The organism is Symbiopectobacterium sp. (assembly GCF_047692315.1).
Lineage (GTDB): Bacteria > Pseudomonadota > Gammaproteobacteria > Enterobacterales > Enterobacteriaceae > Symbiopectobacterium.
The window spans coordinates 76,662-97,354 of sequence record NZ_JBLLJS010000014.1; the positions used below are offsets into that span (position 1 = coordinate 76,662).

Annotated in this window: 13 protein-coding genes and 7 pseudogenes; 4 read left to right on the forward strand and 16 right to left on the reverse strand. The window is 50.6% G+C overall.

Annotation, left to right across the window (positions count from 1 at the left end):
• The first annotated feature begins 366 nt into the window (after positions 1 to 366).
• Positions 367 to 2,530, forward strand: a pseudogene (locus ACMZI0_RS07970) (right-handed parallel beta-helix repeat-containing protein).
• Positions 2,531 to 2,650: 120 nt separating this feature from the next.
• On the opposite strand, the gene ACMZI0_RS07975 reads toward ACMZI0_RS07970, so the two are convergent.
• The 14 genes and pseudogenes from ACMZI0_RS07975 to asnC form a co-directional block, all read right to left on the reverse strand.
• Positions 2,651 to 2,920: a hypothetical protein gene (locus tag ACMZI0_RS07975; protein ID WP_415672551.1), complete on the reverse strand. Its 270-nt coding sequence runs from the start codon at positions 2,918 to 2,920 to the stop codon at positions 2,651 to 2,653.
• A 175-nt stretch (positions 2,921 to 3,095) separates the two neighbouring features.
• A complete protein-coding gene (locus ACMZI0_RS07980) occupies positions 3,096 to 3,509 on the reverse strand; it encodes a F0F1 ATP synthase subunit epsilon (RefSeq protein ID WP_415672570.1) in 414 nt (137 codons plus the stop codon).
• Between the two features lie 28 nt (positions 3,510 to 3,537).
• Positions 3,538 to 4,920, reverse strand: coding sequence for a F0F1 ATP synthase subunit beta (gene atpD / locus ACMZI0_RS07985; protein ID WP_415672552.1), 1,383 nt, complete (start codon positions 4,918 to 4,920; stop codon positions 3,538 to 3,540).
• A gap of 47 nt (positions 4,921 to 4,967) precedes the next feature.
• Positions 4,968 to 5,843 (reverse strand): F0F1 ATP synthase subunit gamma, encoded by an 876-nt coding sequence (gene atpG, locus ACMZI0_RS07990; RefSeq protein ID WP_415672553.1) that lies wholly within the window; start codon positions 5,841 to 5,843, stop codon positions 4,968 to 4,970.
• Between the two features lie 52 nt (positions 5,844 to 5,895).
• Positions 5,896 to 7,437 carry a F0F1 ATP synthase subunit alpha gene (gene atpA, locus ACMZI0_RS07995; RefSeq protein ID WP_415672554.1) on the reverse strand — a complete coding sequence of 514 codons (1,542 nt, stop codon included), beginning with the start codon at positions 7,435 to 7,437 and terminating at the stop codon, positions 5,896 to 5,898.
• 12 nt (positions 7,438 to 7,449) lie between these two features.
• Positions 7,450 to 7,983 carry a F0F1 ATP synthase subunit delta gene (atpH, locus tag ACMZI0_RS08000; protein ID WP_415672555.1) on the reverse strand — a complete coding sequence of 178 codons (534 nt, stop codon included), beginning with the start codon at positions 7,981 to 7,983 and terminating at the stop codon, positions 7,450 to 7,452.
• A gap of 14 nt (positions 7,984 to 7,997) precedes the next feature.
• On the reverse strand, positions 7,998 to 8,468 hold the full coding sequence (atpF, locus tag ACMZI0_RS08005) for a F0F1 ATP synthase subunit B (RefSeq protein WP_415672556.1): 471 nt from the start codon (positions 8,466 to 8,468) through the stop codon (positions 7,998 to 8,000).
• Positions 8,469 to 8,528: 60 nt separating this feature from the next.
• Positions 8,529 to 8,768 carry a F0F1 ATP synthase subunit C gene (gene atpE / locus ACMZI0_RS08010; RefSeq protein ID WP_005976545.1) on the reverse strand — a complete coding sequence of 80 codons (240 nt, stop codon included), beginning with the start codon at positions 8,766 to 8,768 and terminating at the stop codon, positions 8,529 to 8,531.
• Between the two features lie 50 nt (positions 8,769 to 8,818).
• The gene (gene atpB / locus ACMZI0_RS08015; protein ID WP_415672571.1) at positions 8,819 to 9,589 is read right to left on the reverse strand and encodes a F0F1 ATP synthase subunit A; all 771 of its coding nucleotides are present in this window, start codon (positions 9,587 to 9,589) and stop codon (positions 8,819 to 8,821) included.
• Positions 9,590 to 9,631: 42 nt separating this feature from the next.
• Positions 9,632 to 9,979 (reverse strand): annotated as a pseudogene (gene atpI / locus ACMZI0_RS08020) (F0F1 ATP synthase subunit I); the annotation flags it as partial.
• 621 nt (positions 9,980 to 10,600) lie between these two features.
• Positions 10,601 to 11,211, reverse strand: a pseudogene (gene rsmG / locus ACMZI0_RS08025) (16S rRNA (guanine(527)-N(7))-methyltransferase RsmG).
• 92 nt (positions 11,212 to 11,303) lie between these two features.
• Positions 11,304 to 13,193 carry a tRNA uridine-5-carboxymethylaminomethyl(34) synthesis enzyme MnmG gene (gene mnmG, locus ACMZI0_RS08030; RefSeq protein WP_415672557.1) on the reverse strand — a complete coding sequence of 630 codons (1,890 nt, stop codon included), beginning with the start codon at positions 13,191 to 13,193 and terminating at the stop codon, positions 11,304 to 11,306.
• Positions 13,194 to 13,599: 406 nt separating this feature from the next.
• Positions 13,600 to 14,043 carry an FMN-binding protein MioC gene (mioC, locus tag ACMZI0_RS08035; RefSeq protein WP_415672558.1) on the reverse strand — a complete coding sequence of 148 codons (444 nt, stop codon included), beginning with the start codon at positions 14,041 to 14,043 and terminating at the stop codon, positions 13,600 to 13,602.
• Between the two features lie 91 nt (positions 14,044 to 14,134).
• Positions 14,135 to 14,596, reverse strand: coding sequence for a transcriptional regulator AsnC (gene asnC, locus ACMZI0_RS08040; protein ID WP_415672559.1), 462 nt, complete (start codon positions 14,594 to 14,596; stop codon positions 14,135 to 14,137).
• Between the two features lie 184 nt (positions 14,597 to 14,780).
• On the opposite strand from asnC, the pseudogene asnA reads away from it, so the two are divergent.
• Positions 14,781 to 15,655: pseudogene (gene asnA / locus ACMZI0_RS08045) on the forward strand (aspartate--ammonia ligase); the annotation flags it as partial.
• Here asnA and viaA read toward each other — a convergent pair.
• Both viaA and ravA read right to left on the reverse strand, forming a co-directional pair.
• A pseudogene (gene viaA / locus ACMZI0_RS08050) lies at positions 15,647 to 16,954 on the reverse strand (ATPase RavA stimulator ViaA); the annotation flags it as partial. The pseudogenes asnA and viaA sit on opposite strands and share 9 nt — an antisense overlap.
• Before the next feature lie 4 nt (positions 16,955 to 16,958).
• Positions 16,959 to 18,460: pseudogene (ravA, locus tag ACMZI0_RS08055) on the reverse strand (ATPase RavA).
• A gap of 368 nt (positions 18,461 to 18,828) precedes the next feature.
• Here ravA and ACMZI0_RS08060 point away from each other — a divergent pair.
• Together ACMZI0_RS08060 and ACMZI0_RS08065 are read left to right on the forward strand one after the other, a co-directional pair.
• A pseudogene (locus ACMZI0_RS08060) lies at positions 18,829 to 19,926 on the forward strand (KUP/HAK/KT family potassium transporter).
• A gap of 8 nt (positions 19,927 to 19,934) precedes the next feature.
• Positions 19,935 to 20,684, forward strand: coding sequence for a KUP/HAK/KT family potassium transporter (locus ACMZI0_RS08065; protein ID WP_415672560.1), 750 nt, complete (start codon positions 19,935 to 19,937; stop codon positions 20,682 to 20,684).
• Positions 20,685 to 20,693 lie beyond the last annotated feature (9 nt).

The window sequence follows — 20,693 nt, forward strand, 5'->3', positions numbered from 1 at the left end:
TAAAACGAATTGATAACCCACAGATTCAACTGAATGAAAGTAAACCCGTTATCAACGCGGATTACTACATATTTTTCAACGAAAAATACCGCCTCACCGCGCTTGGCGAGGAAAAAGAAAGTGTACCCAAGTCTAAACCGTACTGGCGGTTTTTTTAATTCATCTTTTCCGAAAAGTGGCTATAACGCAGTAACGGATATTGAATCCAGTTTTCAGGAAAAACAGACTTTCGTTTTATATGTTTCCATTTGTGATAAACACAAAAGAAGCAGCGTTTCATTTGTGTCATGATACCCCCACAACTCAATAATCAATACCCAAGGGGATACAATGAAACTCAGTGCTTTACAGCTTGCCACAGTAGCCATGGCGCCGTCCTTTCTGTTCCTTAGCTTCACAGCACACGCAACTGAACAACCCGCACCGGTATGGCATAGCATCGCCTTCGGCCAATCGACCGACGTTAACTTCTCTTCCAACGTTCTGCCAGAAAAGATTGGCGTTAACGATGTCACCATCAACGGCAAAAAGCTGACTGTAGATGATAAAGCCGATCTCTCAGCGCCGATCACCATCGAAAGTCGCGGCGGTAAAATCTCCAACACGCACGATGGCTTAACTTTCTTCTACACCACGCTGCCAGCTAATGTGAATTTCACCTTGCAAGCTACCGTGACAGTCGATCAGTTTGGCCCGGAAAATGGCGCTAAACCGGCCGCACAGGAAGGGGCTGGGATTCTGGTGCGCGACATTATCGGTGCACCGCGTCAAAACCCGTTGAAGGAAGGCTATGAGGAGTTCCCTACCGCCTCCAACATGGTGATGAATGCCATCATGACGTAGGAAAAAAATCCCATACTGAGGTCCGGTTGCAAGCTATCGTGCGTAACGGCGTGATGCAGCCGTGGGGCAACGCGGGTGCCAAGATCACAAAAACCAATATTCAGGAAAAAATTAATCTTGAACAGACCCCTTCTTTCCGTATGAAGGTGGAACGTACCAATGATGGTTTTGTGACGTCTTATGCGCCTAAAGACAGCGACAACTGGGTAACCAAAGACGTGAAGGGGGCGGATCTCGTCACCAAGCTGGATAAAGACCATTACTATGTGGGCTTCTTCGCTTCGCGTAATGCCAAGATCACCGTCAGTGATGCGCAGTTGACGACTTCTCCAGCACAAACCAAAGCCTCGCCGGAATTCAAATTTGCCGCGTTTGCCCCAGTATTCCAGGTGATGTCTTCCAGCAAAAGTGTGGGTGATAACTATGACGTGCAATTGCGCGCCAACTATGCCGGTACGGTCACTATCACTCAGGGCGGCAAAGCGCTGGGCGGCGCACATACCGTTAAAGCCGGTGAGACGCTGAGCGTTCCCGCCAAACTGAGTGCAGGAAGTGACTTCAAAATCGTTTATCTGCCAACAGAAGGAGATGATAAAGCAGCGAAAGAAGCGACATTCAGCGTAGAGAAAGTCAAACTGGCTGATGCCAAGAATGTCTCTACGTCTCTGCGCAAGGTCAGGCAAGCAACGATGGCAGCAAAAATGCCCCGTTAGATTTCGCAACCGCAATTAACGTATTGCCAGCAGGAGCAACCTTATGGCTAGCAGACGTCGATTACAGTGCTTCTTCTATTCCCGTCAGCGCCAGCGGCAGCCAGAAGGCACCGAAAAAACTGTTCGCTCAGGGCAAAAAAGCAGTGATTCACGGGCTGCAACTGAACGCCAGCTACTGGCATGTGAAAGGCATCGAAATAACTGAGAAGCCGTTCCGTATCGAAGGCAGCTACAACACCATCGAACAGGTACTGGCACACCATTGTGACGATACCGGGATTCAGGTTTCCTCTTCCGGTGATGTAGGCCGTCCGCTGTGGGCCAGCCACAACCTGATTCTGAACTCTGAATCACACAGCAACCAGGATCCAGGCAAAATCAACGCCGACGGTTTCTCAGTCAAAATGCGCGTTGGTGAAGGCAACGTGATTCACGGTGCGTTTTCTCACAACAACATTGACGATGGTTTCGATCTGTTCAACAAGATTGAAGACGGCGCTAACGGCGTTGTGGTGATCGAGAATTCAATTGCCATGAACAACACCAGTAACGGCTTCAAAATGGGCGGTGAAGGGCAGCCAGTGGCGCACAAGGTGAAAAACAGCATCGCTGTTGGCAACCAGTTGGATGGTTTTACTGATAACTTTAACCCCGGCGCGCTGGCGGTAGAAAACAACACGGCGCTGGATAACCAACGCTTCAACTTTATTTTCCGCCCAAGCCCTTACTCTGGCCCGGAAAAACAAGGTGTGTTTAAAAACAACGTTTCCCTGAAAACCAAAGAAGGCAAATACGACGACGCCGTGGTGGGAAATGTAGACAACAGCAACTTCTTTATCAAAGACGGCCTCTCTGTTAACGCCCAGGGAAAAGAGATGACAGTGAAGAACTTTGTCTCGGTCACGGTGCCGGAAACCTTCGCACGCGATGCGAAAGGCAATCTGGTACTGGGTGATTTCCTGAAAAAGAAATGATTGACTGAAAAAAATTCGGACAAGCGGCGGGAGTCATCCCGCCGTTTTTTTATTGGCTCAACAGGTTCGCGTTATTCCAGGCATCGAAAAAACCGCGATTAACATATTGAAATTTAATAATTAATCTTCCGATTTAATCTCTTTGATAATCTCATCAAGAACCCCGTTGTGATGTAAGTATTCAAGCCAGGCAAATTCAGGATCAATATCCTTGTAGCCTCGGTCTTTATCCATTTTCTCACAAACAGATTTCGGCATACTCATAACAACCGAGCGATCGCGGATACCCTCAACTTCTTCCTGAGTCAGCAACGCACCTTTTTTCTCCTGAGCATTGATGAGTATCGAGATCAATGACGGCATAAAAACAAAACCCATTTCCTGTTCCATGTTTCACTAACGTCCTTTTCCGTTTTATTTTAGATGCTACACCCTAATAAGATTTAACTATCAAATACCTGAAGAGGTTCAGACTGCCACACTTGTTCACCAAATGGATCTTTCCAAGGCCCAGAAATAAAAAAAGGCCGATCGGTAGATCGGCCTTTTTTACTGAATGCGCAAGTTACATCGCTTTTTTGGTCAGCTCAATAACACGCAGCTTCGCAATTGCTTTCGACAATTCCGCGGAAGCTTGTGCGAAATCCACATCGCCATGAGAATTGCGAATGTGCTCTTCCGCTTTACGCTTGGATTCCAGAGCGCGTGCTTCATCAAGATCCTGCCCACGGATGGCGGTATCGGACAGCACGGTCACGGAGTTCGGTTGCACCTCAAGGACGCCGCCGGACAGATAGATATACTCTTCTTCACCGTGTTGCTTAACGATACGCACCATACCAGGTTTAATGGCAGTGAGCAGAGGGGTATGGCCCGGGTAAATACCCAGTTCACCCTCGCTCCCCGTCACCTGGATCTTCTGCACCAGGCCGGAGAACATTTCCTGTTCTGCGCTAACGACATCCAGATGGTAAGTCATTGCAGCCATATCACCCTCCTCACAGGCGTTACAGTTTCTTGGCTTTTTCCACTGCTTCGTCAATGGAGCCAACCATGTAGAACGCCTGCTCCGGCAGATGGTCGTATTCACCGTCCATAATGCCTTTAAAGCTGCGGATAGTGTCTTTCAGTGACACATATTTACCCGGAGAACCGGTAAATACTTCTGCCACGAAGAACGGCTGCGACAGGAAGCGCTGGATTTTACGCGCACGGGCAACGACCAGTTTGTCTTCTTCAGACAGCTCGTCCATACCCAGAATCGCGATGATATCCTTCAGTTCCTGATAACGTTGCAGGATAGACTGCACGCCACGCGCTACGTCGTAGTGTTCCTGACCAACCACCAGCGGATCCAATTGACGGCTGGTGGAATCCAGCGGGTCAACAGCCGGGTAGATACCCAGAGACGCGATTTGACGACTCAGTACCACGGTCGCATCCAAGTGGGCGAAGGTGGTGGCTGGCGACGGGTCAGTCAAGTCATCCGCAGGAACGTATACGGCCTGCACAGACGTGATAGAACCGGTTTTGGTAGAAGTGATACGTTCTTGCAGCACACCCATCTCTTCCGCCAGCGTCGGCTGATAACCTACCGCAGAAGGCATACGGCCCAGCAGTGCGGATACTTCCGTACCGGCCAGGGTATAACGGTAGATGTTATCGACGAACAGCAGTACGTCACGACCTTCATCACGGAATTTTTCCGCCATGGTCAGGCAGGTCAGTGCCACGCGCAGACGGTTACCTGGCGGCTCGTTCATCTGACCGTAGACAAGTGATACTTTATCGATAACGTTGGAGTCGGTCATTTCGTGGTAGAAGTCGTTACCTTCACGGGTACGTTCCCCTACACCGGCAAATACGGAGTAACCGGAGTGCTCGATCGCGATGTTACGGATCAGCTCCATCATGTTTACCGTTTTACCTACACCTGCACCACCAAACAGGCCCACTTTACCGCCCTTGGCAAACGGACACATCAGGTCGATAACCTTGATACCCGTTTCCAGCAGTTCCTGGGAATTGGAGAGCTCTTCGTAGCTCGGTGCCGGACGGTGAATCGCCCAACTCTCTTCTTCGCCGATCTCGCCTTTCATGTCGACCGGTTCGCCCAGTACGTTCATAATACGACCCAGCGTCGCTTTACCAACCGGAACTTCGATCGGGTGGCCCAGGCTGTTCACTTTCAGCCCACGGCGCAAACCGTCGGAAGAACCCATTGCAATACAACGAACAACGCCGCCGCCCAATTGTTGCTGCGTTTCCAGCACCAGTTTTTCAGCACCGTTTTCAACCTCAAGCACATCGTACACGTTTGGTACGGCATCTTGCGGGAACTCGACGTCGACCACAGCGCCGATTACCTGGATGATCTTTCCAGTTGCCATCTTGAATCCTCTACGTAATTCGACAATACGTAATTCGTAAACCTGGTTTAAACCGCGGAGGCTCCCGATACGATCTCGGTAAGTTCCTGCGTGATGCTGGCCTGACGAGCCTTGTTGTAAACCAACTGCAGCTCTTTGATCAGGCTACCGCCGTTATCCGTTGCGGCTTTCATCGCAACCATACGAGCGGCCTGTTCACTGGCCAGGTTTTCTACGACGCCCTGATAAACCTGAGACTCCACATAGCGGCGCAACAGGGTATCCAGCAGCGACTTAGGATCGGGTTCATACAGGTAATCCCAGGATTTTTTCTTCAACTCGCCATCGTCCGCAGGCGGCAGAGGCAGAGGCAGAGGCAGAAGCTGAACCACTTGGGGTTCCTGAGACATGGTATTGATGAACTTATTGCTCACGATATACAGCTTGTCCAGACGACCTTCGTCATAGGCTTGCAGCATCACTTTTACCGGCCCGATCAGTTCGGACAGGCTAGGGTTATCCCCCATGCCGGTAACCTGAGCAACAACGTTGCCACCCACAGAACCGAAGAACGAAACGCCTTTGGAACCGATCATCGCCAGATCGCTCTGTACACCTTTATCGCTCCAGGCTTTCATGTCTGCTAGCAGTTTTTTGAACAGGTTAATGTTCAAGCCACCGCACAGGCCACGGTCAGTGGACACCACCAAATACCCGACGCGCTTAACGCCACGCTCTTCCAGGTACGGATGTTTATATTCCAGATTCCCTAACGCCAGGTGACCAATCACCGTGCGGATGGTCTCTGCATAAGGACGGCTGGCCGCCATACGATCCTGCGATTTACGCATTTTGGAAGCGGCGACCATTTCCATCGCTTTGGTGATCTTCTGCGTGTTCTGGACGCTTGCGATCTTACTACGTATCTCTTTTGCGCCGGCCATCTTTGCATCTCCTCAATGCCTGAAGGCCTGCCATCAGGCAGGCCAACGGGCGTTACCAGGACTGGGTTGCCTTGAAGGTATCAAGGATAGTTTTGAACTTACCCTCGATCTCATCGTTATAAGCGCCAGTCTGGTCGATTTGTTGCAGAAGATCGCCGTGCTCGCGGTCGGCATACGCCAACAGCGCCGCTTCGAAACTGCCTACTTTCGCCAGTTCTACATCCGCCAGATAGCCACGTTCAGTGGCAAACAGCACCAGAGACTGCTGCGCAACGGACATCGGCGCATACTGTTTCTGTTTCAGCAGTTCAGTTACTTTCTGACCATGATTCAGCTGCTTACGCGTTGCATCATCCAGATCCGAAGCAAACTGGGAGAACGCCGCCAGTTCACGATACTGTGCCAATGCGGTACGAATACCACCGGACAGTTTCTTCATGATCTTGGTCTGCGCTGCACCACCCACACGGGATACGGAGATACCTGGGTTAACCGCAGGGCGAATACCGGCGTTGAACAGGTTCGATTCCAGGAAGATCTGACCATCGGTAATCGAGATTACGTTGGTAGGAACGAACGCGGAAACGTCACCTGCCTGAGTTTCGATGATGGGCAGCGCCGTCAATGAACCGGTTTTCCCTTTTACTTCACCCTTGGTAAACGCTTCTACGTAATCGGCGTTAACGCGCGCCGCGCGCTCCAGCAAACGGGAGTGGAGGTAGAAAACGTCGCCTGGGTAAGCTTCACGACCTGGCGGACGACGGAGCAGCAAGGAAATTTGACGATAAGCGACGGCCTGTTTGGACAAGTCATCGTAAATAATCAGTGCATCTTCACCGCGGTCACGGAAGTATTCACCCATCGCACAACCGGCATACGGAGCCAGGTATTGCAGGGCAGCAGATTCAGACGCGGTTGCCACAACAACGATAGTGTTGACCAATGCGCCGTGCTCTTCCAGTTTACGCACCACGTTGGAGATGGTGGAGGCTTTCTGGCCGATAGCCACGTACACGCACTTGATGCCGGAATCACGCTGGTTGATGATGGCGTCGATAGCCAGTGCGGTTTTACCCGTCTGACGGTCGCCGATGATCAATTCACGCTGACCACGACCAATCGGGATCATGGCGTCAACGGACTTGTAGCCCGTTTGTACCGGCTGATCAACGGATTGACGTTCGATAACGCCCGGAGCGATCGCTTCTACCGGAAAGAACCCGTCGTTCTCAACCGGGCCTTTGCCGTCGATAGGTGCCCCCAGGGTGTTCACCACGCGGCCCAGCAGGCCACGGCCAACCGGCACTTCCAGAATACGGCCAGTACATTTGACCTTCATGCCTTCGGCAAGATCAGCGTACGGCCCCATCACCACCGCACCTACGGAGTCGCGCTCCAGGTTCAGGGCGATAGCGTAACGGTTGCCGGGCAGGGAGATCATTTCCCCTTGCATGACATCGGCCAGGCCGTGTACGCGAATGATCCCGTCACTGACGGAAATAATAGTACCTTCATTGTGAGCTTCGCTCACCACATTGAACTGAGCAATGCGCTGCTTGATCAGTTCGCTGATTTCGGTGGAATTCAGTTGCATGCTCCAGTCCCCTTAAGACTGCAAGACGTCTGCGAGGCGTTCCAGACGACCGCGGATGCTGCCATCTATCACCATGTCGCCCGCGCGGATCACCACGCCTGCGACAACAGACTTATCAATTTTGCAATTCAGCTTCACTTTGCGTGACAGACGTTTTTCCATGGCGGAAGTAATCTTGTCCAGTTGCGGCTCGCTCAGTGCGCTTGCGGAGGTAACTTCGACGTCAACCGTCGATTCCTGCGCGGCGCGGAGTTGCGCAAACTGTTCCAGAACTTCAGGAAGCACCAGTAAACGCCCATTTTCCGCCATCACCTTGATCAGGTTCTGGCCGGGCTCATCCAGTTGATCGCCACAAACGTCAATGAAGGTGATCGCCAGCAGATTCGGTGCCATAGCACCAGACAGCAGAGCGGCAACCTGTTCATTGCGTGTGACCTCAGCGGCAAACGCCAGCATGTTCTGCCAGCGTTCAACAGCCTGATGTTCAACCGCAAAGTCAAAAGCTGCTTTGGCGTAGGGGCGAGCTACCGTGACAAATTCAGACATCGGCCCCTCCCTCCTTACAGTTCAGCGACCAGTTTATCAACGATGTCGCTGTTAGCAGCTTCATCCACGGAACGTTCAATAATCTTCTCGGCACCGGCAATCGCCAGCATGGCAACCTGTTTACGCAGCTCTTCACGAGCACGTTTACGTTCGGCTTCAATTTCAGCCTGCGCCTGCGCCACGATTTTGCTACGTTCAGCTTCTGCTTCCGCTTTGGCCTCATCCAGGATCTGAGCACGGCGTTTATTGGCTTGCTCTACGATCACCTGAGCTTCCGCTTTGGCTTTTTTCAGCTGATCGGTGGCATTAGCCTGCGCTAAGTTCAAATCTTTTTTGGCACGTTCCGCAGAAGCCAAACCGTCAGCAATCTCTTTCTGACGCTTTTCGATGGCAGCCATCAGCGGCGGCCATACATACTTCATGCAAAACCAGACAAACAGGACGAACGCAACGGCTTGGCCGAGGATTGTTGCATTAATATTCACAGCACAATGCCTCTTTTAAGTTAAATGATTGATGTTAAATACCTAACCAGCGTTACCGGGTTAGGCGACCGCAAACATCACATACAGGCCCAGACCAACAGCAATCATCGGGATGGCGTCAACCAGACCCATAACGATAAAGAACTGTGTACGCAGCAGAGGAATCAGGTCAGGCTGGCGAGCCGCTCCCTCCAAGAATTTACCACCCAGAATGCCGATACCGATCGCAGCACCGATCGCTGCCAGACCCATCATCAACGCGGCAGCCATGTACAGCAGATCCACACTCAGGTTTTCCATGACAGTCTCCAGTTTGTTTCAGTTAGAACGTTATTGTGTTGAAAGAAAAATCAATGCTCTTCAGATGCCATCGAGAGATAAACAACCGTCAGAACCATGAAAATAAAGGCCTGAAGCGTAATGATCAGGATGTGGAATATCGCCCAAGGCACATTCAACAACCATTGCGACCACCACGGCAGCAAACCGGCAATCAGGATGAAGATCAACTCACCCGCATACATGTTGCCAAACAATCGCAAGCCGAGAGAAACCGGTTTGGACAGCAGGCTGACACCTTCAAGAATCAGGTTGATGGGAATAAAGACCGGATAGTTGAAAGGTTGCATGGTCAGTTCTTTAACAAAACCGCCAACACCTTTCATTTTGATGCTGTAGAACAGCACCAGGATAAACACGCCCAGCGCCATGGAAAGCGTGATATTGACATCCGCCGTCGGTACTACGCGCAGGTAAGGCAATCCAATCCAATGCTCGCCGATAAATGGCAGAAGATCGATCGGCAACAGGTCCATGGCGTTCATCAGGAACACCCAAACGAAAATGGTCAGCGCCAGAGGGGCGATCAGTTTGCTTTTGCCATGGAACATGTCACGCACGTTGCCATCAACAAAACCAATGATCATCTCCGCAAAGGTTTGCAGTTTACCGGGCACACCGCTGGTCGCGTTTTTCGCCACCTTGCGGAAGATGACCAGAAACAGGATCCCAAGTGCGATTGAGAAAAACATCGAATCGACGTTAATCGACCAGAACCCAGAACCCACCTGTAAATGTTTCAGGTGATGACCGATATACTCTTGGGGAGTAGATGCAGACATGATGTTCCTTACCCTGTTGTTGTTAATACGGTAACGGTTAACGGCGGCTGGCGCCACTATCTGCATTATCAGCACCGCCAGATACGTCAGGCCAAGGGGAACAAACGCCGCCTTGAAAAATCCTAACGCCACCACCAGCAATGCGATGGTGATAAATACTTTCAGCGCTTCGCCAACAGCAAACGACCAGGCAACGCGATCTTCGATTGGCTTACCCGCCTGATGACACAAGGCGAAAAGCACAAAAAACACATTCGGCAGCCCCCCCGCTAAAGCGGAAGCTCCGGCCTCCACGCTGCGCAGGAAAAAAACGGCGCTGATTAACACGAACGTAGCCGCCTGCAACATCAGCCCCAAAAAGGCCGGTTTTCCACTGTATAAGGGAGACAGACATGCGTTTTGCTCTTCGTTCCTTTTCCAGAGACTGACTGACGTATAAAACTGCCTTTATCCCATCGAGTCAAGCGGCGAAAAACGAGCAAATTATACGGTTCACGCCTGCGAATTCAATCGATAAGTAGCAAAAAGGTGAACAATAATTTAAAACTCTTTCTCAAGCCTTATTTTTACTAACAATCGAGACAACAGCCGCAGCCCGTAAGCCTTTCAATTAACCGATAATATGTGATATCAATCACATAAAAATGACATATACGCTTTATATCAGATCGGTTTTTTTAAGTCTTTAGCAAAAATAGCTATTTATCTTAATTAAATTCAAATAGTTAAATAATGGCATTTTTTCAAACGCCCCAAAAACATCACACAAACCGAGCATTGACATCGTTAACATTATTTTCTTATGTCTTTAACATGTGGATTTATCATCGAGTATCCACAGTAACGATTAATTTCTCATGTTACTATTCAAATGGAAACAAACTTTATGCAATGCCGCTATGGTTTGTAAAAAAATGGTGATCGGCGCCCATTTTTCCGTAAATAATACCCATCAGGCGTAAATGGTCTTTCTGATACAATTAGTTATAATTTATTTGATAAAACGCAAAATTAGTTTGGTTTAAGAACCACCAAATGACGTTCACCTTCCAGTTCAGGTACAGATAGACGTACGACACGTTCTACCCCTATCGATGTAGGCAATGCGGCTAATTCCTCTTCGGTAACTACCCCTTTCAGGGCATAAAAGCGCCCGGTCGCAGGTGCTTGCACCACTCGAGCATATCAAGCAAAGAGGAAAACGCTCGGCTGATAACGCCATCGAAAGGCGGCTCAATGGTGAATTCCTCCACCCGGGACTGAACAGGAAATATATTATCCAGCTTGAGTTCATGCTGAACCTGACGCAGAAAACGCACACGTTTTCCCAGACTATCCAGCAGCGTAAACAACGCAGACGGACGTACGATAGCCAGTGGAATACCCGGTAATCCCGGTCCTGTCCCCACATCGATAAACCGATCGCCTTGCAAATGTGGATCAACCACAATGTTGTCCATGATATGGCGTACCAGCATCTCCTGCGGGTCGCGCACAGACGTGAGATTATAGGCCTTGTTCCATTTGTGCAGCATCTCAACATACTGGAGTAGCGAATTTTTTTGTTGCTCACTCACAGAGATATCCGCTCGCTGCAATAGAGCGTCTAATTTGTCTTTCACGCGCTTATCCTGCCATATCTGATGAAATATGGCTGTCAGGAACAGCCACATACGATGACACACCATATTGCGCTATATGCGCAGCACAGTTATCAGGCTCTGCGACGCAGCAACCCTTGCTTTTTCAACCAAACCAGCAAGATAGAGATCGCTGCTGGAGTAATTCCCGAAATGCGCGAAGCTTGTCCGATGGATCCCGGTTTATGATCGTTAAGCTTGGCAATCACTTCGTTGGAAAGCCCGCTAACCTGGCGGTAATCCAGATCCGCTGGTAGCACGGTACTTTCATTGCGCAGTTGTTTTTCAATCTCATCTTGCTGACGCGCGATATATCCTTCGTATTTCACCTGAATTTCAACCTGCTCTGCCGCTTGAACATCTGACAGTGCGGGTGAAAACATCGGTAAAGCCGTCAGGGTGGAGTAATCCATCTCTGGGCGACGCAGCAGTTCCTCACCGGTTGCTTCGCGCGACAGCGGCGTTTTTAGCAACGCATCCACGGCATCACGCTGTTCGCTGTGAGGGTGAACGCGCAGTTCGCGTAAGCGCTGTCGTTCTTGCTCGATATGTTCCAGTTTCTCGTTGAAGCACGCCCAGCGATAATCATCTACCATGCCGAGCTCACGGCCGATTTCAGTTAAACGCAGATCGGCGTTGTCTTCACGCAACATCAGGCGATATTCAGCGTGTGAAGTGAACATGCGGTAGGGTTCTTTGGTACCGAGCGTACACAGATCGTCCACCAACACGCCCAGATAAGCCTGATCGCGACGCGGGAACCAACCTTCCTGATCGAACGCCAGACGTGCTGCATTCAAGCCGGCCAGCATGCCTTGAGCTGCCGCTTCTTCGTAGCCGGTCGTGCCGTTAATCTGCCCGGCAAAAAACAAACCGTGAATAAATTTGCTTTCCAGCGTGGGTTTAAGATCGCGCGGATCGAAGAAATCATATTCGATGGCATAGCCCGGACGCACGATCTTGGCATTTTCCATTCCCCGCATGGAACGGACAATTTGCCACTGAACGTCAAACGGCAGGCTAGTAGAAATGCCGTTAGGGTAAATTTCGTTACTGGTCAACCCTTCTGGCTCAAGGAAAATCTGATGCGCATTGCGATCGGCAAAACGCATCACCTTATCTTCGATTGATGGACAATAGCGAGGGCCAATACCTTCAATCATACCGGCATATATGGGGCTGCGATCCAGGTTATTGCGGATCACCTCATGAGTTTTCTCATTGGTGTGGGTGATGTAACACGGCATCTGTGCCGGGTGCTCACTGGCGTTCCCCAGGAACGAGAACACCGGTATCGGGTTATCGCCATGCTGCTGTGCCAGCACGCTGAAATCAATGGTGCGTGCATCGATACGCGGTGGCGTACCGGTTTTAAGACGACTGACACGTAAGGGCAGCTCACGCAGTCTGCACGATAGCGGTATTGATGGCGGATCGCCAGCACGTCCGCCTCTGTAGTTGTCCAGGCCAATATGAATTTTACCGTCAAGGAAAGTCCCTACGGTCAACACGACGGTTTTCGCGCGGAACTTCATCCCTATTTGGGTCACGGCTCCGACAACACGATCGTTCTCAACGATAAGATCGTCAACCGCCTGCTGGAAGATCGTCAGGTTTGGTTGATTCTCCAGCGCGGTGCGTACCGCCTGACGATAAAGCACGCGATCCGCCTGTGCACGCGTAGCGCGAACGGCTGGACCTTTGCTGTTGTTTAGTATTCTAAACTGTATGCCACCACGATCGACTGCGCGAGCCATCAAGCCACCCATGGCGTCGATCTCTTTAACCAGATGTCCCTTTCCGATCCCGCCAATGGCCGGGTTGCAGGACATTTGTCCCAGCGTATCGATATTGTGAGTTAATAACAGGGTTTGACGCCCCATGCGCGCCGCTGCCATAGCGGCTTCTGTGCCGGCATGACCACCGCCGATCACGATGACGTCAAAAGGATCTAGATAAAACATGGTACTGCACCTCGCTGGTGTTAACGAGAATAGTCGAGCTAACGATGTGTGCCTAGGATCATTGCTTGCCTTGGGGAAGGGGATTCTACTCAAGTTTACGCAAACGACCAAGACTGTTGGATCGTCGTTAGTTAAAGAAAGATCTTTTTATATAGAGATCTTCTTATTAGATCTTCTATTAAGATCCGCCCTGCATGTGGATAAGTACTTTTTCCAAATGAAGATCAACAGATTGTTGATGATCGTTTGCTGTGAATGATCGGTGATCCCATACCGTATAGACTGGGATCAAAATAGAGGGTTATTCACAAGACAAAAAATGAACAACGGTAGTTATTGGGATAACTACCGGTTTTCACCCGGATATACATAAAGTTGTACACAATTAAGTGGTTAAATAAACCGCTTATCTGAGTAATTTTACCCAGGGAACCAGCCAAACTTCTGCGGGATCCTCAGGAATATCGTGTTCGGAGATGTCGATCTGCAACATCTCACCGATCCTTTTTGCTCCGCGATCCGCAAGAATACGATCCACAGTAACGATCGCACCGCAGAAGGTGTCATATTCCTTACTGCCGATCCCGATTGCCCCATAGCTAACCAGTGAAAGATCTGGTTGCCGATCGCTAATCTGTTTAAACAACGGTTGCAGGTTGTCCGGTAATTCACCGGCACCGTGAGTTGAAGTCACCAGTAGCCATAATCCGTTCTGCGGGAGATCGTCCAGTTGCGGGCCATGCTGAACATCGGTGGAAAAGCCTTGCTGTTCCAGTAACTCGGCCAGATGTTCTGCCACATACTCCGCACTGCCTAACGTACTGCCGCTGATAAGCGTAATGTCTGCCATGCCCGAGCCCGTCAGAATAAAAGATGCGGTATTGTACGCTGTGATCGAGCTGTTATCTACCTGTGGATAATAGGGATATACCTGTTGACGTTTAAGGCGCAATCGTCCGCATGATCGGATTCTGTAGTGAGATCAGCGTTTCAGTGGACTGAATTTCATCGATGGTCTGGATCTTGTTGATAAGTACGTGTTGCAGTGCATCGATGGAACGGCACATTACCTTGATGAAAATGCTGTAGTGCCCAGTGGTGTAGTAAGCTTCTACCACCTCTTCCAGATTATTAAGTTTCTCAAGGGCAGAGGGGTAATCCTTGGCGCTTTTCAAAATGATACCGATAAAACAGCACACGTCATAGCCCAGTTGCTTAGGGCTGACATCGACCCGGGTGCCGACAATAATGCCCGCTTGCTTCATTTTTTCGACGCGAACGTGAATAGTGCCTGGGCTAACCGAAAATTGCTTGGCCAACTCGGCGTAAGGAGTGCGGGCATTTTCCATAAAGGCGTTGAGGATGCCGCGATCGAGATTATCGATCTGATAAATTTCAGTCATAATTTTTCCTTATATTTGGCTCTTTCTCATTTTTAGCATGCGTTAAATGAGGAATCAAAACCATGATGCCTGTTTCTTTGCTGGATTATTGAGTTTCACTGCCATTCTATTGCTTAATTGCACAATAGACAGTGACGACGGACATGGGTAAATGAAAAAGAGCTATATCTAAAAACAACAACAAATTGCGTTTGTGAAATCCTTTTTCTCTGCACAACTGGCGCAGAAGTTGGGTCTGATTGAAGTTCAGGCACCGATTCTGAGCCGCGTGGGCGATGGCACTCAGGATAACCTCTCCGGTAGCGAGAAAGCGGTGCAGGTACACGTGAAAGCGCTACCTGACGCCACGTTTGAAGTGGTGCACTCCCTGGCGAAATGGAAGCGTAAAACCTTAGGTGAATATGACTTTAGCGCGGGGGAGGGGATCTATATCCACATGAAAGCGCTGCGTCCGGATGAAGATCGCTTAAGCCCGATCCACTCTGTCTATGTTGATCAGTGGGACTGGGAACGTGTGATGGCGAGCGTTCCATCGGCTATTTGAAATCTACCGTTGAGAACATTTATCAGGCAATAAAAAGCACCGAAGCGGAGGTCAGACGTAAGTTTGGCCTGACGCCTTTCCTGCCGGAAACCATTCATTTTGTGCACAGCGATACGCTGCTCAAGCGTTACTCTGAACTGGATGCGAAAGGACGCGAACGCGCCATTGCCAAAGAGTTGGGTGCCGTGTTCCTGATCGGCATCGGTGGAACGCTATCCCACGGTGAGCGTCACGATGTGCGTGCACCGGATTATGATGACTGGTCGTCAGCGGGTGAACAGGGTCTGAAAGGGTTGAACGGCGATATTCTGGTATGGAACCCGGCGTTGAACGATGCCTTTGAGCTCTCTTCTATGGGTATTCGTGTGGATGCTGATGCGCTTAAACGTCAACTGACGCTGACGGGCGATGTCGATCGTCTGGCACTGGAATGGCACCAGGCATTGTTACGCGGTGAAATGCCGCAAACCATTGGCGGTGGTATTGGGCAGTCTCGCTTGGTGATGTTGCTGCTGTCGTTGCCGAATACGTTGCGCTGTCTCTTCAAGGCAAGCGCTGCGCGATAAAATCGGAAATCACCACTGCATCCGCATCGTGCCAAACATCATCTTCCAGTTTGTCCAAGAGGGATGTCATGCAGGCCGCCATGTCGGTGCCGCCACGAAACGATTGGCCGAGAAAACGTGTAGCCTGTTCGATACCGGTTACGGCGGTCAATTCATAGCGCACGATATCCGTCGCGAACAGCATGATGTAGCAACGGCGATTATCCGCGAGAGCGACGCGCATTAATGCCAGGCAGAACGCTTTGGCACAGCGTTCATTGAAGCCTCCCATGGACCCGGAGGTATCTACGCAGACAATAAAAGGCCCTCTGGGCTGCTGTTCGTTTTGCTGATGCGAAACAGGACGCTCAATCACCTTTTCGTGCCTGTAACCGGTAGGTCAGCAGCCGTCGTTCCAACAAACGGCGATAGAACTCATATTCCAGCTCTTTGATGCCCATAGAGGCCAGTTCGGCGGGAAGCAGACGCAGAATATCATCACTTTGGTGGATGCCATCGACCTGCTCTGGCACGGTATCTGGCTCGCGAACCATAACGCGAAAGGCTTCACGCGGTGCCTCGGTAGAGAGAACGGATTTAGTTTCCCGGCTGCGGCCTAAACGTTCGGCTAAACGTTGTAGTGAAGGCTGTTTTTGCAGAAAATCGCAGAAGTTGCTCAGCGTTTGTAGCTCGTTTTAATCAATTTACCGGCGCTAAGATCCCATAATCGCCCAGCGGCTGTCTCGTTTTCCGCCAAAACGTCTTCCAGCTTGCCGGTCAAGGTCAGCCGTTGCTGTAATTCGTCTAACAGGGTCTCTTTTTCTGCTTCCATCAATTGATGGTGCAAGGAGACTGTTTGCAGAGAAAGACTCATTTTCCAGCGCTGTAAGAACAGGGAATGAAAGGCATTGCTAAACCGCTGCCCAAGCGTCGGTTCCGCATGGGCGATCAACTTGTTTGCCTGAGGAAGAAAAGGGGTATCAACTGTTTGTAACGTATCCACAATGCGCGGAATGCGTGACTGGAAGGTCAGATTGTCGATGGCCTGAGTATTTTGATAACAGGTAAATTCCCGCTCCAGTTCGGCAGGCGCTGTTTGAGTGACGCTTTCCATTCGGGCAGATCGTGCAGCAGCGCCGCTTTCATTCTCGGGTGCTGTTCAAGAAAGGTCACAAGCTGTGGCGTAGCCAACAGCGCGACAACCAGGTCGTCCAAGAGCTCGTTTTCGTCAATGGACAACAGCATTTCCAGCGATTCTAACGTCAACATCCGATCAATCCTGTAACGAGAGCTGTATCTGCTCGTCAACCTGTTGCAGGCTGTCTTCTATTTTTGCCAGCCAGTCGGCAGGGACGAACAAACACGGCTGATGGTGGTGAAATAGGCGTCGCTGCTCACGCAATTTCTGACTAAATTTTAATATTTATCATTTAGTTATTTCGGAATGGTACAGTCTCGCTTTTCAGGTAAAGAAAGAATGGTGGTTTGTAGGCTGATATCACGCACCGCAAGATGAAGGTGATCATCCACGTACATATCGAGATGCCGGGTAAACCCGATGCCGTTGAGTTTCCCTCTGATTTCGCCTTCTCCGCCTTTTTGCAGCCATGACTGCAAGGCGTTTTTTTCTAACACTATATGTGTAACGTCAATATTATTCAGTACCAACGGGCGCTGCAACACCAATGTCAGCGTCTCTTTATTCAGTATTTCCGGCAGCAGATAGTGGGCTTTACGGCTGAGGAATGCCCCCTGTTTTTCGACCGTAATCGCCTGCAACTCGCTTTGTTGCTGCTGATATTGTTGCCGTTTTACATTTAACTGCTGCAAACGGAACAACGGTGCCTGTTGCTGATAGGCGTGTGCGGTGACGAGTTGCTCGGTTTGCTGTTCCACCAGCGACTGTGAATCCCTATCGTGCCACAGGCAATCTTTCAGCAAGATGACATCGAGTGGAACGATACTTTCACGGCCGCTGAAGAAAGCATACGCCTGTAGCAATCGCAGCGCTTTCTTCCAGCATCGATCGGAGACATAAGGCGCGTTGTCTGTGGTATTCAACTGTTGGCGCAGTGCATAAATCAGCTCAAAACAGGCATCAGGCAGGGCGATACGATCGATGGCGCTTTGCCATGCCTGGTATTCTTCGTTGCTGACGCTCAGAGAAGGTGGCACCGGGTTGTCGCGATCGCTTCCTGTGTGCGTCAACAATGCGCGGAAGTTTTGTTTTTCTTGCACTTTATCCAGCCACAGGAGGATAAGCATGCGGTCATAGAGTGCCTCTAGACTGCTGTCTGATTCGGGCAGTTCGTTGGAAGCAGTAACCAGCAGCCGCATGGGAATCGTTTCTTCATGGCTGCTATTGCGAAAGCGCCGCTCATTGATGGCTGTCAGCAAGGTATTGAGAATGGCTGGGCCTGCTTTCCAGATTTCATCCAGAAAGACGATTTCCGCTTCCGGCAAGTAGCCGTCGGTAAGGAGCTGATAGCGCCCTTCATCTTTTAGCGCCTGAATCGACAGCGGGCCAAGCACTTCTTCCGGAGTGGAGAAGCGTGTCATCAGGTATTCGAAAGCGCGAGCGTCACGAAAAGCGAACTTCAGGCGACGCGCGATCATGCTTTTGGCGATACCCGGTGGCCCGAGTAAAAACACGCTTTCGCCACTGAGCGCGGCAAGCAGGCACAGACGTATAGCGTGCTGGCGCTCGTAAAGGCCGTGTTCGAGAGCATGGCTTAGGCGTGTAATACGATCGGCCGAGGAGGATGATTGAAGCATAATGAATCCGTTTTTTCTCTGATGACCCAAAACAGGGGCTACTACTGTCGCCTGTTGTCAAAAATCATCAAGTGAGCGCAACGACGTCCGAAAAGATGGCGAGAGATGAAGTCATCAACGACGATGCAATAATATACGGCAGATCACAGATTTTTTAATTATATAAGCGTCGATTATTGCCATCTTTGGCTATGTTAATCAATAAACCACTTTATTTCCGGATGTTTCGATAGAGCGTGAAGGGATAGGTTTTTGCATGAATATATGCATACTGTGTGCTTTTGGGCGAAGTCTACGAAAAACGCGTTGCTCTCTACGCAGTGAAAACAGCGGAAGTCGCAAAGTGAAAACAACAGAAGATAGGCGTTATGAGCTCAGAGCATAAGCAATCGCTTCCTGCCATTACATTGGCAGCTATTGGCGTGGTTTACGGTGATATCGGCACCAGCCCGCTTTATACATTAAGGGAATGTCTTTCCGGACAGTTTGGGTTTGACGTCGAGCAACATTCGGTGTTTGGCTTTCTCTCGCTGATCTTTTGGCTACTGGTGCTCAAGTATTTCTCCTATGTGATGCGGGCCGACAACGCCGGGGAAGTGGGCATTTTGACCCTGATGTCACTGGCTGGACGTCACACCAGCGATCGCATGACATCCATTGTGGTGATCATGGGGTTGATTGGCGGCGGGTTCTTTTATGGTGAAGTGGTGATCACCCCAGCGATGTCAGTGCTTTCCGCGATGGAAGGGATAGAAATTGCTGCGCCTGAGCTGGATAGCTACATAGTGCCGCTGTCGGTGATTGTCCTGACGTTGCTGTTCGCCATTCAGAAGCACGGCACTAGCAGTGTGGGTCCGGTGATGCTGATTTGGTTTTTGACGCTGGCCGTGCTGGGAGCGCGCAGCGTGATGGAAACGCCACAGGTGCTTCAGGCATTGAACCCGGTTTATGCCGTGCGTTTCTTTATGGAATACAAGTTTATCTCCTTCTTTGCGCTGGGCGCCGTGGTGCTGGCGATCACCGGGGTGGAAGCGCTATACGCGGATATGGGGCACTTTGGTAAATTCCCCATTCGTTTGGCCTGGTTCACCGTCGTGTTGCCGTCGTTGGTGCTCAACTATTTCGGTCAGGGGGCATTGCTGCTGCGCAATCCGGAAGCCATCAAAAATCCCTTCTTTTTACTGTCACCCGACTGGGCGCTGATACCGCTGCTGATCCTGGCAACGCTGGCTACCATCATTGCCTCCCAGGCCGTCATTTCCGGTGTATTCTCGCTGACGCGCCAGGCTGTGCGTCTGGGGTACCTGCCGCCGATGCGGATTGTCCATACGTCAGACATGTAATCCGGGCAGATTTATATTCCAGCGATAAACTGGCTGCTGTATACGGCGGTAGTGATTGTCATCGTCAGCTTTGAGCATTCTGGCATTCTGGCAATCTGGCGGCGGCTTACGGTATTGCGGTAACCGGAACCATGGTGCTGACCAGCATTCTTTCCGCGACCGTGGCGGTAAAAAACTGGCACTGGCACCGCTATCTGGTGTGGCTGCTGCTGGTGGCGATGTTGTTGATTGATATTCCGCTGTTTCTCGCCAACGTGGTCAAGATCCTTTCCGGTGGTTGGTTGCCGTTGCCGCTGGGGTTAATCATGTTCACCATCATGACGACCTGGAAGAGCGAGCGTTTCCGTTTGCTGCGCCGTTTGCACGAACATGGTAATTCACTGGATGCGATGATTGTCTCGCTTGAAAAAAACCAGCCGGTACGGGTGCCGGGTACGGCGGTCTATCTCTCGCGCGCTACGCACGTCATCCCCTTTGCATTACTGAATAACCTCAAGCACAACAAGGTATTGCACGAAATAGTGGTGCTGCTGACCATGCGTACAGAAGCCGTTCCTTATGTGCATAACGTGCAGCGAGTCACGGTTGAACAGCTTTCTCCAACCTTCTGGCGCGTGATAGCCAACTACGGCTGGCGTGAAACCCCCAACGTGGAAGAGGTGTTTCACCGCTGCTGGCAGGAGGGGTTGGCTTGCCAAATGATGGAAACGTCGTTTTTCATGTCCAAACGAGTCGCTGACCATGGGCAAACGGCCCTGGTATCTGCGCGTACGCGGCAAAAGGTGTTTATGATGCCGAGTCGTAATGCGTTGCGCGCGGCCGATCAGTTTGAGATACCGCTGAACCGGCTGATAGAGCTGGGGATTCAGGTAGAGATTTAGCGTATGACG